Raw genomic sequence first — 15,397 nt, 5'->3', positions numbered from 1 at the left:
GCGCGAGCTTTCCGGGCTTTTTTTGTTGGTGGCGAGGCATTCTGTTTCCACTCCGTCATCCTCGCCCTTGAGGCGAGGATCCATTCCTGCAAGCGCATCGTGGCTCCTCGGGTCAAGCCCGAGGATGACTGAGAAGACTATCTTTTCAGTTCAGCGCCACCGCGATTTCCGCCGCCAGCTGCGCATTGTTGCGCACCAGCGCAATATTGGTCTCAAGGCTGCGGCCATCCGTCAGGCGGAAAATATCACCGAGCAGATAGGGCGTGACTTCCTTGCCGCTGATGTCGTCACGTTCGGCATGGGAAATGGCGCGGTTGATGTAGATTTCCATCTCCTCGCGCGGAATTTCGTCCTCTTCCGGCACGGGATTGGCCACCAGCATGCCGCCATCGATGCCCAGTTGTTCGCGGGTCACCTGGAAATTGGCGATTGCCGCCGGGCTATTGAGCGAAAGCGGGCTCGGCAGGCCGGAGGAGCGCGACCAGAAAGCCGGGAATTCTTCCGAGCCGAAGGTGACAACAGGCACGCCATTGGTTTCGAGAACCTCGAGCGTCTTCGGAATATCGAGGATCGCCTTGGCGCCGGCGCAGACGACGATCACGCCGGTTTTCGCAAGCTCGGTCAGATCGGCGGAGATGTCGAAGGTCTCTTCCGCGCCCTTGTGCACGCCGCCAATGCCGCCGGTGGCGAAAACGCGGATACCGGCGCGGGCGGCGGCGATCATGGTGGCGGCCACCGTGGTGGCGCCGGTGCGGCGCTCGGCAATCGCGAAGGCGATGTCGGCGCGCGAGACCTTCATGGCGTCGGTGGTCTTTGCCAGCGCTTCCAGCTGGTTCTTCTCAAGGCCGATATGCAGGGTGCCGTGAATGACGGCGATGGTTGCCGGAACAGCCCCCTGATCGCGGATGATCTGCTCGACGCTTTCGGCCATCTCGATATTGCCGGGATAGGGCATGCCATGGGTGATGATGGTCGATTCGAGCGCCACGATCGGCGCACCGCGCTGCTTGGCGGCGGCGACTTCTTGCGAATAAACGATGGGCAGGAGCGGGGAGATGGGGCGGGTCATTCTGTCTGTTCCAGGTTCTTAAAACGGGTTCATGCCAGCATTTCGGCTTCGGGGACAAGCCCCAACATGGCCTCGACACTGTCTTTTGATAGGTCTTGGGCGGTGGCGAAGGGCGATTGCACGGTGATAGCCGCCGCCGCGGCTCCCAGCCGCAATGCTTCTGCGATCGTTTTGCCCCCGGCGATCGCCGCGAGATAACCGGAGGCCATGGCGTCGCCGGCGCCGGTTACGTCCTTGACCTCGCGGATCAGTGGTGGGTGGAGGATCGCCGTTTCCGTCCCTTTGAAGGCGACGACCTCACTGGCGCCACGGGTGACGATGCCGCCGGCAAGCCCGGCCTTGCGCAGGATTTCCGGCCAGTCGCGGACATTGGCGGCCGTTTGCCCCGTCAGGGCGCGGGCCTCGGCCTCATTCATGAAAAGCATATCGATATCGGCGAGCGCGCCTTTCAGCTTCACCGCCTTGGCGGGCGAAATGGCGATGGCCGCAAGCGGCTTTTCGCAGGCGCGGGCAACGAGGCCGAGCGCCGTCAGCGTATCCTCCGGCAGATTGGCGTCGCAGAGCAGAAAGTCGCTCGCGGTGATCGCCTCGCGCACGGCACGCACCTTCAGGCGGCGCGGGGTGAAGAGCTTGTAGAGGTCCATATCGGCAAGCGCGATGACCAGATTGCCGTCACGCTCCAGAATGGCGGTGTAGCTCGGCGTGCGGCGGTCTAGGAAGGTGAAGGGCGTGTCTTCCACGCCCGCCTGCCGTGCAGCCTCCGCCACGGCTTCGCCGGTGACGTCGCCACCGCGCGGGGCAATGATGCGGACCTGAAAACCCAGCCGGGAGAGATTGCGGGCCGCATTGAAACCGCCGCCGCCGGCCTCTTCCATCCACGAGCCGGGATTGCTGGCGCCGGACGTCGTTTCCGCCTCGATCATGCCGCGCCTGTCTATATGCGCGCCGCCCAGAACGAGTATTTTCTTCACGCTTGCGTTTCCCTCTCTGGCGGATGGAAAGACCGGACGATTCGGCCTAAAATGGTGTCTTCCTGACCTCGCATCCGGTTTGCGGCGATGGGCCGCGCACGGAAAAACGAAAGCAGAACAAACGACTTATCCCTATTTGTTTTCAATGTGCTGGCTCAGCCTTGCGGAATGAGAACAAATAGAGTACATACCATTTCCATACTGCTTCATTGCCTGTGCGGCTTCAATAACCTAAAGGTGGTTCGGATGGCACAAAATTCTTTGCGTCTCGTAGAGGATAAATCGGTGGATAAAAGCAAGGCACTGGAAGCGGCGCTCTCCCAGATCGAACGGTCGTTCGGCAAGGGATCGATCATGAAGCTCGGTTCCAATGAAAACGTGGTTGAGGTGGAGACCGTTTCGACGGGTTCGCTCAGCCTGGATATTGCGCTCGGTATCGGCGGCCTGCCGAAGGGGCGTATCGTTGAGATTTACGGTCCGGAAAGCTCCGGTAAAACCACGCTGGCATTGCAGACGATTGCGGAAGCCCAGAAGAAGGGCGGTATCTGCGCCTTCGTGGATGCCGAGCATGCGCTCGACCCGGTCTATGCCCGCAAGCTCGGTGTGGATTTGCAGGGCCTTTTGATCTCGCAGCCGGATACGGGCGAGCAGGCTCTGGAAATCACCGATACGCTGGTGCGCTCCGGCGCCGTTGACGTGCTGGTCGTGGACTCGGTTGCGGCGCTGACCCCGCGGGCCGAAATCGAAGGCGAGATGGGCGACAGCCTGCCGGGTCTTCAAGCGCGTTTGATGAGCCAGGCGCTGCGTAAGCTGACAGCCTCGATCTCCAAGTCCAAGTGCATGGTGATCTTCATCAACCAGATCCGCATGAAGATCGGCGTCATGTTCGGTTCGCCGGAAACGACGACGGGCGGCAATGCGCTGAAATTCTACGCTTCGGTTCGTCTCGATATCCGCCGCATCGGCGCCGTCAAGGAACGCGAAGAGGTTGTCGGCAACCAGACCCGCGTGAAGGTCGTCAAGAACAAGATGGCGCCGCCCTTCAAGCAGGTGGAATTCGACATCATGTATGGCGAGGGTGTTTCCAAGACCGGCGAGCTTGTCGATCTCGGCGTCAAGGCCGGCATCGTCGAAAAATCCGGTGCCTGGTTCTCCTATAACAGCCAGCGTCTGGGGCAGGGGCGTGAAAACGCCAAGACCTTCCTGCGTGACAATCCGGAAACGGCAAATGAGATCGAACTGGCGCTGCGCCAGAATGCCGGTCTGATCGCCGACCGCTTCCTGCAGAATGGCGGCCCGGACGCCGGCGAAGGCGACGACGGCAGCGACGAAGGCTGATGCCTTTCCGTGAAGTCTCGGGCATCGCCGCCCGCAGACTTCCATGAACTTGTATAGATCAAAAAGGGTCGTGCGATTTTTCTTCGCGTGGCCCTTTTTATTTGCCTATATGTCTTGCTTCGCCTCCATGGCTGGACAGGGCAGGGTGCGAACGATAAAAGCCAGTGATTTTGCAATAAAGCCATCGTTTCCGATGGCAATGATGGACTCCAGCTGTGAGCGGTGTGTGGGCATGAGCGGTGTGAATGAAATTCGGTCGACCTTTCTCGACTACTTCAAGAAGAACGGACACGAGGTCGTGCCCTCCAGCCCGCTGGTGCCGCGCAACGATCCGACACTGATGTTCACCAATGCGGGCATGGTGCAGTTCAAGAACGTCTTCACCGGTCTCGAAAGCCGTCCCTATTCCACGGCCGCCTCGGCGCAGAAATGCGTGCGCGCCGGCGGCAAGCATAATGATCTGGACAATGTCGGTTATACGGCACGCCACCATACCTTCTTCGAAATGCTCGGCAATTTCTCCTTCGGCGATTATTTCAAGGAAGAGGCGATCACGCATGCCTGGAACCTGATCACCAAGGAATTCGGCATCGACCGCAACCGTCTGCTGGTCACCGTCTATCACACCGACGATGAGGCCTTTAACCTCTGGAAGAAGATTGCCGGTTTCTCCGACGACCGCATCATCCGCATTCCGACCAGCGACAATTTCTGGGCGATGGGCGATACCGGTCCCTGTGGTCCCTGTTCGGAAATCTTCTACGACCATGGCGATCATATCTGGGGCGGCCCGCCCGGCTCGCCGGAAGAGGATGGCGACCGGTTCATCGAAATCTGGAACCTCGTCTTCATGCAATATGAGCAGCTGACGAAGGAAGAGCGTATCGACCTGCCGCGCCCGTCGATCGATACCGGCATGGGTCTTGAGCGTATTTCCGCGCTGTTGCAGGGCAAACACGACAATTACGACACCGATCTGTTCCGCGCGCTGATTTCCGCCTCCGTCGAGGCGACCGGCGTTCCGGCCGAAGGCGAAAAGCGCGCCAGCCACCGGGTCATCGCTGATCATCTGCGCTCGTCCGCCTTCCTGATCGCCGATGGTGTTCTGCCGTCGAACGAAGGTCGCGGTTACGTTCTGCGCCGCATCATGCGCCGCGCCATGCGTCATGCCGAGCTTCTCGGCGCGCGCGAGCCGCTGATCTACAAGCTTTTGCCGGCGCTGGTGCAGCAGATGGGCCGCGCCTATCCGGAACTCGTCCGCGCCGAGGCGCTGATCTCCGAGACGCTGAAACTTGAGGAAACCCGCTTCCGCAAGACGCTGGAACGGGGCCTTTCGCTGCTTTCCGACGCGACCTCGACCCTGCACAAGGGCGACATGCTGGACGGCGAGACCGCCTTCAAGCTTTATGACACCTATGGCTTCCCGCTCGATCTGACGCAGGACGCGCTGCGCGCCCGCGAAATCGGTGTCGATATTTCCGGTTTCACCGATGCCATGGAGCGCCAGAAGGCGGAAGCTCGCTCGCACTGGGCCGGCTCCGGCGACAAGGCGACCGAAACCGTCTGGTTCGAGCTGAAGGAAAAATTCGGCGCGAGTGAGTTCCTGGGATATGACACGGAAACCGCCGAAGGCGTCATCCAGGCGATCGTCAAGGATGGCAAGTCGGTTGACAGCGCCGCCGATGGCGAGACGGTGCAGATCGTCGTCAACCAGACGCCGTTTTATGGCGAGTCGGGTGGCCAGATGGGTGATACCGGCGTGATCTCGTCCGACAATGGCACCTTTGCCGTTTCCGATACGCAGAAGAAGGGCGAAGGTCTCTTTGTTCATACGGGCGCCGTTTCCAAGGGTGGCTTCAAGCTTGGAGAGGCCGTGCAGCTGACGGTGGATCATGAGCGTCGTTCGCGTCTGCGCGCCAACCACTCCGCCACGCACCTGCTGCATGAGGCATTGCGCGAAGTGCTCGGCACCCATGTGGCCCAGAAGGGTTCGCTGGTTGCGCCCGAGCGCCTGCGCTTCGACGTTTCGCATCCAAAGCCGATGTCGGCCGAGGAGCTGAAGGTCGTTGAGGAAATGGCAAACGAGATCGTGCTGCAGAATTCGCCGGTTGTCACACGCCTGATGAGCGTTGACGACGCCATTGCCGAGGGCGCGATGGCGCTGTTCGGTGAAAAATACGGCGATGAGGTTCGCGTCGTGTCCATGGGCACCGGCGTGCAGGGGGCGAAGGCCAACCGTCCCTATTCCGTTGAGCTTTGCGGCGGCACCCATGTTGCGGCCACCGGCCAGATCGGCCTTATTCGCATTCTCGGCGAAAGCGCCGTCGGTGCGGGCGTGCGCCGTCTTGAAGCCGTCACGGGGCAGGGTGCGCTTGCCTATCTTGCCGAGCAGGATGAGCGGGTGAAGGCGCTGGCCTCGTCGCTTAAGGTGCAGCCGGGCGATGTGCTGTCGCGTGTCGAGGGCCTTCTAGACGAACGCAAGAAGCTGGAGCGCGAGCTTGCGGATGCCCGCAGGAAACTTGCCATGGGTGGCGGTTCTTCGGATGCCGGTGCAAATGATGTCCAGCAGGTTGCGGGCGTCAATTTCCTCGCAAAATCCCTGTCCGGCATCGACGCCAAGGACCTCAAGGGTCTTGCCGATGAAGCCAAGGCCAATCTCGGTTCCGGCGTCGTGTTGCTGATCGCCGTTTCCGATGATGGCAAGGCAAGTGCTGTCGCTGCCGTGACCGAAGATCTGACCGCCCGTTTCAGCGCCGTCGACATTGTCCGCACCGCTTCCGCAGCCCTTGGCGGCAAGGGCGGTGGTGGACGTCCCGATATGGCGCAGGCCGGCGGCCCTGATGGCGCCAAGGCGCAGGAGGCCATCGAAGCGGTGGCCGCAGCGCTGGCGGCATGATCTGGAAGAATTGAAGAGGCGGGGTTTTACCCCGCCTTTTTGTTTCGGTCCTCAAGGGCTGGGAGCAGAGGGCGCGGAATGTTGAGCGCCGGGGACATGGCGGAGGGAATGCAATGCGTTTTGTAAATCCCATTCCTTTCGTGCGCGATATTAGCCGCTCCAAAGAGTTTTATCGTGACAGGATCGGCCTGGCGGTATTGCAGGATTTCGGGAACTTCGTTCTCTTTGAAAGCGGCTTTGCGATCCATGAGGGGCGGTCGCTTGAGGAGACGGTCTGGCGGACATCGCAGGCTACGGAGGAACCCTATGGCAGACGAAACATGCTGCTTTATTTCGAACATGCGGATGTCGATGCGGCTTTTCGAAATATCGCACCGCATGTGGAGCTTATCCATCCTCTCGAGCGGCAGGCCTGGGGACAGAGGGTGTTTCGCTTTTACGATCCGGATGGGCATGCGATAGAAGTCGGAGAGCCGCTTAGCCAATCCGGGGCGTGATCCGTTGCCAGGACCGGTCCGACAAGCGAGGTCCGGACCGGTTATGGTTCAGTCGTTGCAACAGGGGCGGGTGGTTTATCCCGTTGCCTGTAAATCCTTCGCGGCTTCTTCATCCAGCTGGGCTGCCCGCTTGAAGGCCGGGCGATCGGTCAGATGCGACATGTAGTCGATAAAGGCCGGGCGTTTCTCGATCGTGCCGAAGTGCAGGCCCCAGCCGACATGGGCACCGACATAGACATCCGCCGCCGTGAAGAGGTCGCCGGCGATGAAACGGTTTTCGCTGACGGCGCGTTCCAGCGTGTTCATTACGTCCGCATAGCTGCCGCAGCCGGCCATGCGCAGCTTTTCCTTTGGCACTTCGAAACCCATTGCCTTCATGCTGGCCGCCATTTCCAGCGGGCCAGCGGTGAAGAACATCCAGCGATAATAGAGCCCGCGTGCCTTCGGCGTCGGTGCGAGGTTGGCGCCGGGAAAGGCATCGGCAAGATAAGCGCAGATTGCCGCCGCCTCGGTGACGATGGTATCGCCGTGTTTGATGGCGGGAACCTTGGCCATCGGATTTATCAGCCGATAGGCGGGCGACTTCATCGAGGTTTCGAAGCCCAGTATTTCCGTTTTATACGGAACGCCGACTTCCTCGAGCATCCAGCGCGCGATGCGACCGCGCGACATGGGATTGGTGTAGAAGATCAACTCACTCATGGCTTTGCCTCCCCAAGCAAAATCGCCCAAGCATCATGAGAAACCGATGCGGATTTCTTGCTGTCACTGTGCGTTTTTATAGTCCGCAGCATCATTCGCGCGTCTTTTAAGTTTGCGCTGACGCTGCGATGAAATTTGACTGTGCCGGGCAAGTTATATGTTAGTAAATGCTGTTCCAGCTTTGTCTTATTGTTATGCTGGCCGCGGCACGGTGCGGAATCGAAGTTTGCGCCTAGTGCAACGTCTAATCAAGATACTGTGAACAAAAAAAGAAACCCGGCGTTGCGTCCGGGTTTCCGGGTTCTTGTTTCCTGGACATTTCATGCCACCCATCAGGCTGTGTGGGCTTTCATGAGGTGTTGGATGTGCAGCGAGTGTGAGGCGGGTCAAGCGGCCGGGCGTCTTTCGCCATGTCTTGTCACGGCGAGCAGCGCGAGAAAAAAGGCGATGGTGGTAAGCACGGTGCGGACGAGGTTTGAAAGCGCCCAGCGGTCACGCAGTTCCTGCCAGTCATTCGGTGCGTCAGTCGAAACCGTCTTGAAAAACTCGTTGATGGGCACATTGACCATACGGGTCTGGATCACGACAACCGCGTAGATGATCAGGGCCGACACCCACAGCAGCCGGCTGTTGCGATCGACAAGGGCTGCGCCGAGAAGAGCGGCGAGCGGAACAAAGAAGGCCGCAAAGAAAACGCTGTTGCGGACGCTGATATTGATGCCGTTGAACGCCTGTATGAAAATATCCGCTTCCAGTTCATGGAAGGCCATCATGACGGGATTGCTGAAGGCGAAGAAAAAACCGGCCATGATGCCAAGACTGAGCGGCGCGAACAGGCGCAGGGCAAGGCATACCGGTTTCCTTGCCATTTCCAGTGCGGGAAAGTGCTTTGTTTTTATGTCATGCAGAAATGAGCTGGACATGAAAATCTCCATATAATATCCGTACGCTATCGTACGGATATTCCGTACGTATCTGTACGGTTTTTGTCAAGGGAATGCCGATGCGCAGCGAGAGCAAGGAATTACGCCGGCGTGAGATTGTCGAGCACGCCTTCGCCATGCTTGCGCGGGACGGCTATGCCGCGTTTTCCATGCAGGCGCTGGCAAAGGTGAGCAGGTCTTCCAAGGAGACGCTTTACGGCTGGTTCGGGGGCAAGGCCGGTCTTTACGAAGCCATGGTCGCCGAAAATGCCGCAAAGCTGGTATTGCCATCGGTGGAAGTGGTGGATGGCGTTGGTGAGCTCTCGCGTTTCGGGGCCGATCTCCTGACGGTGCTTTTGGGAGAGCGGGCGGTGCTGCTCAACAGGGTGGCGGCGGCGGAGGCGGGCAGCGAAACCGCGCTCGGGGCACTCCTCTCGGACAAAGGCCGTAGCCATGTCATGCCCAAGCTTGCCGCCTATTTTGCAGCTTTGGCGCAGCAGGGCGCCATAGATGCCAAGGCTTCGGAAGAGCCTTCGGAAATCTGGCTGTCGCTTCTGGTTGGGGATCTGCAGATCAGGCGCGCCACGGGTGCGATCGGCCTTCCGACGGAAGATGACATAAGGGCGCGATCGGCGCGCGCCGCGATACTAATATTCCGGCTCTACGGCGTGAATGAAAAAACCCGGCGCTGAGGCCGGGTTCTAAAGCTGTTGAGCAAAGAGGCTTAAGCTGCCATCGCCGTCTTGAGGTTCTCGTCGATCTTGTCGAGGAAGGCGGTGGTGGAGAGCCAGGGCTGGTCCGGTCCGATGAGGAGCGCCAGATCCTTGGTCATGAAGCCGCTTTCGACAGTGTCGACGCAGACGGTTTCAAGCGTTTCCGCGAACTTTGCGAGTTCGGCATTGTCGTCCAGCTTGGCGCGGTGGGCGAGGCCACGGGTCCAGGCGAAGATCGATGCGATCGAGTTGGTCGAGGTTTCCTGACCCTTCTGGTGCTGGCGGTAGTGGCGCGTCACCGTGCCGTGTGCCGCTTCGGCTTCGACCGTGCGGCCATCCGGCGACAGGAGAACGGAGGTCATCAGGCCGAGCGAACCGAAGCCCTGGGCAACCGTGTCGGACTGCACGTCACCATCGTAGTTCTTGCAGGCCCAGACGTAACCGCCGGACCACTTCAGCGCGGAGGCGACCATGTCGTCGATCAGGCGGTGCTCATAGATGATGCCGACTTCGTCGAACTTCGCCTTGAATTCGGTCTGGTAGACTTCTTCGAAGATGTCCTTGAAGCGACCGTCATAGGCCTTGAGGATGGTGTTCTTGGTGGACAGGTAAACCGGCCACTTGCGCATCAGGCCGTACATCATGGATGCGCGGGCGAATTCGCGGATGGATTCGTCAAGATTGTACATGGCAAGTGCCACGCCGGCGCTCGGAGCGTCGAAGACGTCCTTTTCGATGACCTGGCCGTCTTCACCGACGAACTTGATGGTCAGCTTGCCCTTGCCGGGGAACTTGAAATCGGTTGCCTTGTACTGGTCGCCGAAAGCGTGGCGGCCGACGACGATCGGCTTGGTCCAGCCGGGAACGAGGCGCGGAACGTTCTTGCAGATGATCGGCTCGCGGAAGATGACGCCGCCCAGAATGTTGCGGATCGTGCCGTTCGGGCTCTTCCACATCTGCTTCAGGCCGAATTCCTCAACGCGCTGCTCATCCGGCGTAATCGTCGCGCACTTGATGCCGACGCCGTGCTTCTTGATGGCGTGTGCCGCATCAATGGTGACCTGGTCGTTAGTGGCGTCGCGGTTTTCAACCGAGAGGTCATAATATTCGATGTCGAGATCGAGGTATGGCAGGATCAGCTTGTCCTTGATGAGCTGCCAGATGATACGGGTCATTTCGTCGCCGTCGAGATCGACGACCGGATTGGCTACCTTGATCTTTGCCATGAATTCCTCACCTTCGAAGCTGTGGCGTCTGTTGACACCAATAGTCGGAAAAATATCCGGTGCGGCTATAGCATCGCACGCGCCTGAGGCAAAGCCATGGGGGGCGCTTTTTTGGCGCAGCGCAATAACGCTTTGCGCATTGCCAAACCATAATGCCTGAATACAGTCAGGCGAATCGCTTCGCCCGCCTTTTGGCTAATCCCGGGATCACATCATGCGGAATTTTCTGCTTCTGACTGCCGCCGTCCTCTTTTCCCACAGCGCCCTTGCGGCAGGCCCTGCCGATCCCGTCCAGAAGGTGATGGATATCACCGTGAAGAACTGGTCCGGCGATGCCGAGAACTGGAAATACATCTTCGACGAGGACATGCTGGTGAGCCTGTTCAGCAAGGATTTCGTCGCGCAATATCGCGAAGCCTCCAAGAAGCCTGCCTATGAGGCCGAGAGTGGCGAGAAGGGCGACCCCTTCGGTTACGATGTTGTGACAAACTCGCAGGATGGTTGCCCGCTGGAGGATGTGTCGGTGACGCCGGGCGCGGTCAAGGACGGTGTGACCGACGTGACTGCAAAGTTCAAGCTCTGGGCCTGCATGGACGAGGCCGAGATGAAGGCGACGGTTGACGAAGTGCATTTCGACGTCGTCGAGGAAGATGGCCGGCCGGTCATCAGCGATATTCATCGCGTTGGCGATGAGGGCAGGGATTCGCTGCGCGAAGAGATGGCGACGATCATCAAGGGGGAGTAACAGCGGCGATAGGGAGACGCGGCATCTGAAAAGCCCTCATGCGTCATGCTCGGGCTCGTCCCGAGCATCTGCAACAGGTTGATTTTGCGAGACGTGCGTGGATCCTCGGGACAGGCCCGAGGATGACGTCGAATGTGAGGTAGCAGCCTGCGTTCCACTTGAAAGGCCGCCATTCGCCCGCTCCGCCTTTGATTTTAGCGCCGATATGTGCCAGTGAGGCGCGCTTTACAGTATCGGCGTGAAGGTCGATGCGACGCTTTTTAAAACGGAAAACGACAATGGCAGGCACAAACAGCGAGCTTGAACTTGTGGCGGAAGGCCCGGCGATCATTCTGGTCGAACCGCAGCTCGGCGAAAATATCGGCATGGTGGCGCGGGCGATGGCCAATTTCGGGCTCGCCGAATTGCGCCTGGTCAATCCGCGCGATGGCTGGCCGAGCGAGAAGGCGCGGGCGGCTGCTTCAAAGGCAGATCATGTCATTGACGGGACGAAGGTGTTCGAGACGCTGGAAGAGGCGATCAAGGACCTGAACTTCGTCTATGCGACGACCGCGCGTGAGCGTTACGGGTTCAAGCCGGTCCGCGCTCCGGTCACCGCCGCCGAGACGTTGCGTGCAAAGTTCAAGACGGGGGAAAGAACCGGCATCCTGTTCGGGCGCGAGCGCTGGGGTCTTACCAATGAGGAAGTGGCGCTGGCCGACGAGATCGTGACATTTCCGGTCAATCCCGCCTTCGCCTCGCTCAACATCGCGCAGGCCGTGCTTTTGATGTCCTATGAATGGATGAAATCCGGCATGGACGATCTGGGCGAAACGCTTTTCCAGTCTGTCGAGCAGCGGCCTTCGACCAAGGAACAGGTCTTTGGCCTGTTCGAGCATATCGAGGAGGCGCTCGATGCGCGTGGTTATTTCCATCCGCCCGAAAAAAAGCCGAAAATGGTCGACAACCTGCGCGCAGTGCTGTCGAGACGCGGTTTTTCCGAGCAGGAAATCAGTGTTGTCCGTGGCGTGATCAATTCGCTCGACCGTTTTCCCCGGCAGTGGCCAAAGCAGGCAGGCCGGGCGGGAACGGCAGAGGGAACATTGCCGAAAGGAATCGGGGAGAATGCTGAAGACGAGTGAGGCCGCAGCCGATGTGCTGAAACCGGTGCTGGTGTTTGATTCCGGCATTGGCGGGCTGACCGTGCTGCGCGAGGCGCGGGTGCTGATGCCCGAGCGCGGCTTCATCTATGTGGCCGATGATGCGGGTTTCCCCTATGGCGGCTGGGAAGAGGAGGCGTTGAAGGCGCGCATCCTTTCGCTCTTCGAAAAGCTGCTTGAAGACTATAGTCCCGAAGTCTGCGTCATCGCCTGCAACACCGCCTTCACGCTGGCCGGGGCCGACCTTCGCGCCCGCTTTCCGCAGATGACCTTCGTTGGCACTGTGCCCGCCATCAAGCCCGCCGCCGAGCGCACCCGTTCCGGCCTTGTTTCCGTGCTGGCGACGCCGGGCACCGTCAAGCGTGCCTATACGCGTGATCTGATCCAGTCCTTCGCCACCCAGTGCCATGTCCGCCTTGTTGGCTCGGAAAATCTGGCGCGCATGGCCGAAAGCTGGATCAGGGGTGAGCCTGTATCCGACGAAGCCGTGCTTGCCGAAATCGAACCCTGCTTCATCGACAGCGATGGCAAGCGCACCGACATCGTCGTTCTTGCCTGCACCCATTATCCGTTTATGGCCAATGTGTTTCGCAGGCTGGCCCCCTGGCCGGTGGACTGGCTCGACCCCGCCGAGGCGATTGCCCGGCGCGCGCGCCATCTGGTGCCGCTGCCACAGGATGCGGAACATCCCGATGGTTTTGACTTTGCCGTCTTTACCTCAGGCAAGCCCGACTTTGCCACGCGGCGATTGATGCAGGGTTTTGGTCTCAGTGTTGCGTCGGTCTGAGCGCCTGTTGTATTTTTGCATCTAATTTGTCCGTCTTTTGCAATTCGAGATTGCGACCACTTGTCGCGCCGTATTTCTTGTGTAAGATGCTCATCGTCTGTAACCGCTATAAATGGAGGCGTGGAATGACTGATCATATGAATATACGCCTTAACGGCATGTCAGGCCTTTCCGGCATGATGTCCTGCGGTTACGTGACCCGAGGCATCTCCCTCCGATAAGGCTTAAAGCCTGATTTCCTTGCCGTTTGGCATTTTCACTTCGTTCGACATGTGATCGTGCGTCCGCGTGGCTCCTGCTGCTGCGTCCGCGCTTCCGGCATGTCGTTTTCCATCGATAAAGGACCTGGCCGCTTTGCCGCGCCGGGATGGATTTCCCATGCAGAAAAATCAACCATTGGTAGCATATGCGCTGCCGGATGCGGTCGATCGCTTGTTCGTCACATTCGGCGTCTGGAAAACCCTGAAGGCGGTTCTCGTTGCCGCACTGGTGCCGCGTGCGCCGCCGACTGATCCTGCCGATCTGCCGGAGCGCCTTCTGGTCGATATCGGCCTTGACCCCTCGCGCGTAAAGCGACGGCGCGATTGGGAGGTTCCTCATTGGGCGCCCCGGTTTTGATGTGACGGCCTCTCCCGCGCAGACATGCGGGAGGGGCCGTATCGAACTTTGCCCGCCGGCGGCGGAGAAGATACTACAGGGACGTTTTTCGGGTTGTTACAAGCGCGCTGCACGGTTTGTAAAATCCGGCTTGAAGCGAAACATTTTCCGTGGCTTGCTCAAGACTCGGGATAGAGGAGACCCATCATGCCATTGGAAAACTGGCTGGCCTTCGTGGCCGCATCCGCCATCATGCTCGCCATTCCGGGACCGACGATCCTGCTGGTGATTTCCTACGCGCTCGGCCATGGCCGCAAGGCGAGCACCGCGACGGTGACGGGCGTGGCGCTTGGTGATTTTACCGCCATGACGGCTTCGATGCTCGGTCTCGGCGCGCTGCTTGCCACATCGGCGGCGCTTTTCACCGGGCTGAAATGGATTGGTGCGGCTTATCTCGTCTATCTCGGTATCAAGCTGTGGCGTTCACCGGTCAGCGGCGAGGGCGCGGAAGGGACGGGCGTGACCGGTCGCGAAAGGCCGCTCAAGATTTTCCTGCATGCCTATATCGTCACCGCGCTGAACCCGAAGAGCATCGTGTTCTTCGTGGCCTTCCTGCCGCAATTTCTGGTGCCGACATTGCCCTTCTGGCCGCAGGTGCTGATTTTCGAGGTGACATTCCTGGTGCTTGCCACTGTCAATGCGGCGCTTTATGGACTTCTGGCAAGTGCCGCCCGCAATACGATCCGCAAGCCGAAGGTCCAGCGGATCGTCAACCGCACGGGCGGCGGTCTCCTGATCGGCGCCGGTCTCATAGCCTTTGGCTGGAAGAGGGCGGTTTCGGCGTAAAGCGCCTCGATCACCTGAAATTCGGACACAACAAAATGGCATTGCCGCATATAATTCTCGCCCTGATCACCGTGTTTTTGTGGGGCTTCAACTTCGTCGTCATCAAGGTTGGCGTCGCCGATATGCCGCCATTGTTTCTGACGGGGGTGCGTTATCTCTTTGCGGCCGTGCCCCTGGTATTCTTCCTGCCGAAACCCAACGTGCCGTGGCGGCATATGATCGTTTACGGCATGGCGATGGGTTTCGTGCAGTTCGGCCTGCTTTACCCGGCCATCAAACTCGGCCTGCCGGCGGGGCTTGCTTCGCTCGTCATGCAGTCGCAGGCTTTTTTCACGCTGGCGCTTGCCGTGGTGTTTCTTGGCGAGCGGCCGTTGCCCTCGCAGATCGTCGGCGCGATCATTGCTTTCGGCGGGCTGGCGGTCATTGGCGTGGAGCGCATGACGGCGGCAGCGCTGATACCGCTCCTGATGGGGGTCGGCTCGGCCATTGCCTGGGCCTGCGGCAACATCGTCAACCGCCGCATCGGCCAGGTGAACGCGGTGTCCTTTGTTGCATGGACGAGCCTTGTGCCGGTTCTGCCGTTGATCCTGCTTTCGCTGGTGGTGGAGGGACCTGATGCGATTGCGGAAGGGCTGTTTAATGCGACGCCGACGATGGCTCTCGTGGTGATCTACATGGCCTATGGTGCGACGATTGTCGGTGCGGGCATCTGGAGTTACCTGCTTCTTCGTTATCCGGCCGGAACGGTTGCGCCGTTTTCGCTGCTGGTGCCGATTGTCGGTTTCATCAGCGCCTATCTCGCTTTTGCGGAGCATATTACCGTCTTCGAAGTGGTCGGTGCTGCATTGGTCATTATCGGGCTGATGCTGAATGTGTTCGGCAGGCGGCTTTCATTTTTGCGGGTCTCATCCGGAGCCGCATAGATGCGGCGTAATTGCCTGTGCATTA

General features: G+C 59.6%; 15 protein-coding genes. 10 read left to right on the top strand and 5 right to left on the bottom strand.

All coding sequences use genetic code 11. From position 1 onward, the window contains the following. Positions 1–145: 145 nt before the first annotated feature. Positions 146–1,069, bottom strand: coding sequence for a pseudouridine-5'-phosphate glycosidase (locus tag AC1ROR_RS06895; protein WP_142173102.1), 924 nt, complete (start codon positions 1,067–1,069; stop codon positions 146–148). Between the two features lie 29 nt (positions 1,070–1,098). Beyond that, entirely contained in the window at positions 1,099–2,040 is a 942-nt protein-coding gene (locus AC1ROR_RS06890; protein ID WP_498588977.1) for a carbohydrate kinase family protein, read from the bottom strand. A gap of 246 nt (positions 2,041–2,286) precedes the next feature. Between AC1ROR_RS06890 and recA the strand changes: the two genes are divergently transcribed. The 3 genes from recA (at position 2,287) to AC1ROR_RS06875 (ending at position 6,771) form a co-directional block, all read left to right on the top strand. Further along, the gene (gene recA / locus AC1ROR_RS06885) at positions 2,287–3,378 is read left to right on the top strand and encodes a recombinase RecA (protein ID WP_020012874.1); all 1,092 of its coding nucleotides are present in this window, start codon (positions 2,287–2,289) and stop codon (positions 3,376–3,378) included. A gap of 232 nt (positions 3,379–3,610) precedes the next feature. Continuing rightward, positions 3,611–6,274, top strand: coding sequence for an alanine--tRNA ligase (gene alaS / locus AC1ROR_RS06880; RefSeq protein WP_080834885.1), 2,664 nt, complete (start codon positions 3,611–3,613; stop codon positions 6,272–6,274). A gap of 113 nt (positions 6,275–6,387) precedes the next feature. Next, positions 6,388–6,771 carry a VOC family protein gene (locus AC1ROR_RS06875; protein WP_498588976.1) on the top strand — a complete coding sequence of 128 codons (384 nt, stop codon included), beginning with the start codon at positions 6,388–6,390 and terminating at the stop codon, positions 6,769–6,771. 75 nt (positions 6,772–6,846) lie between these two features. Here the strand turns inward: AC1ROR_RS06875 and AC1ROR_RS06870 are convergent, their stop codons facing one another. Further along, positions 6,847–7,473, bottom strand: coding sequence for a glutathione S-transferase family protein (locus tag AC1ROR_RS06870; RefSeq protein WP_498588975.1), 627 nt, complete (start codon positions 7,471–7,473; stop codon positions 6,847–6,849). 386 nt (positions 7,474–7,859) lie between these two features. Beyond that, positions 7,860–8,396, bottom strand: coding sequence for an anthrone oxygenase family protein (locus tag AC1ROR_RS06865; RefSeq protein WP_498588974.1), 537 nt, complete (start codon positions 8,394–8,396; stop codon positions 7,860–7,862). Between the two features lie 80 nt (positions 8,397–8,476). On the opposite strand from AC1ROR_RS06865, the gene AC1ROR_RS06860 reads away from it, so the two are divergent. After that, complete coding sequence (locus AC1ROR_RS06860; RefSeq protein WP_498588973.1) at positions 8,477–9,088, top strand: TetR/AcrR family transcriptional regulator; 612 nt, start codon at positions 8,477–8,479, stop codon at positions 9,086–9,088. Positions 9,089–9,120: 32 nt separating this feature from the next. On the opposite strand, the gene AC1ROR_RS06855 is transcribed toward AC1ROR_RS06860, so the two are convergent. Further along, a complete protein-coding gene (locus AC1ROR_RS06855) occupies positions 9,121–10,335 on the bottom strand; it encodes an NADP-dependent isocitrate dehydrogenase (RefSeq protein ID WP_498588972.1) in 1,215 nt (404 codons plus the stop codon). 214 nt (positions 10,336–10,549) lie between these two features. On the opposite strand from AC1ROR_RS06855, the gene AC1ROR_RS06850 reads away from it, so the two are divergent. From AC1ROR_RS06850 to AC1ROR_RS06825, 6 genes are all read left to right on the top strand, one after another. Next, a complete protein-coding gene (locus AC1ROR_RS06850; protein ID WP_498588971.1) occupies positions 10,550–11,080 on the top strand; it encodes a hypothetical protein in 531 nt (176 codons plus the stop codon). Between the two features lie 278 nt (positions 11,081–11,358). Further along, a complete protein-coding gene (locus tag AC1ROR_RS06845; protein WP_498588970.1) occupies positions 11,359–12,201 on the top strand; it encodes an RNA methyltransferase in 843 nt (280 codons plus the stop codon). After that, positions 12,185–13,006, top strand: a complete 822-nt coding sequence (murI, locus tag AC1ROR_RS06840; RefSeq protein WP_498588969.1) for a glutamate racemase — start codon at positions 12,185–12,187, stop codon at positions 13,004–13,006. Before AC1ROR_RS06845 ends, murI begins: the two co-directional genes overlap by 17 nt. A 378-nt stretch (positions 13,007–13,384) precedes the next feature. Beyond that, entirely contained in the window at positions 13,385–13,624 is a 240-nt protein-coding gene (locus AC1ROR_RS06835; protein WP_080834873.1) for a hypothetical protein, read from the top strand. Positions 13,625–13,810: 186 nt separating this feature from the next. Further along, positions 13,811–14,449 carry a LysE family translocator gene (locus AC1ROR_RS06830; protein WP_498588968.1) on the top strand — a complete coding sequence of 213 codons (639 nt, stop codon included), beginning with the start codon at positions 13,811–13,813 and terminating at the stop codon, positions 14,447–14,449. A gap of 35 nt (positions 14,450–14,484) precedes the next feature. Beyond that, complete coding sequence (locus tag AC1ROR_RS06825) at positions 14,485–15,372, top strand: EamA family transporter (RefSeq protein ID WP_498588967.1); 888 nt, start codon at positions 14,485–14,487, stop codon at positions 15,370–15,372. Positions 15,373–15,397 lie beyond the last annotated feature (25 nt).

Source organism: Agrobacterium sp. GW821-FHT14E08 (assembly GCF_058803865.1).
This window is presented reverse-complemented; position numbering and strand designations above follow the sequence as displayed.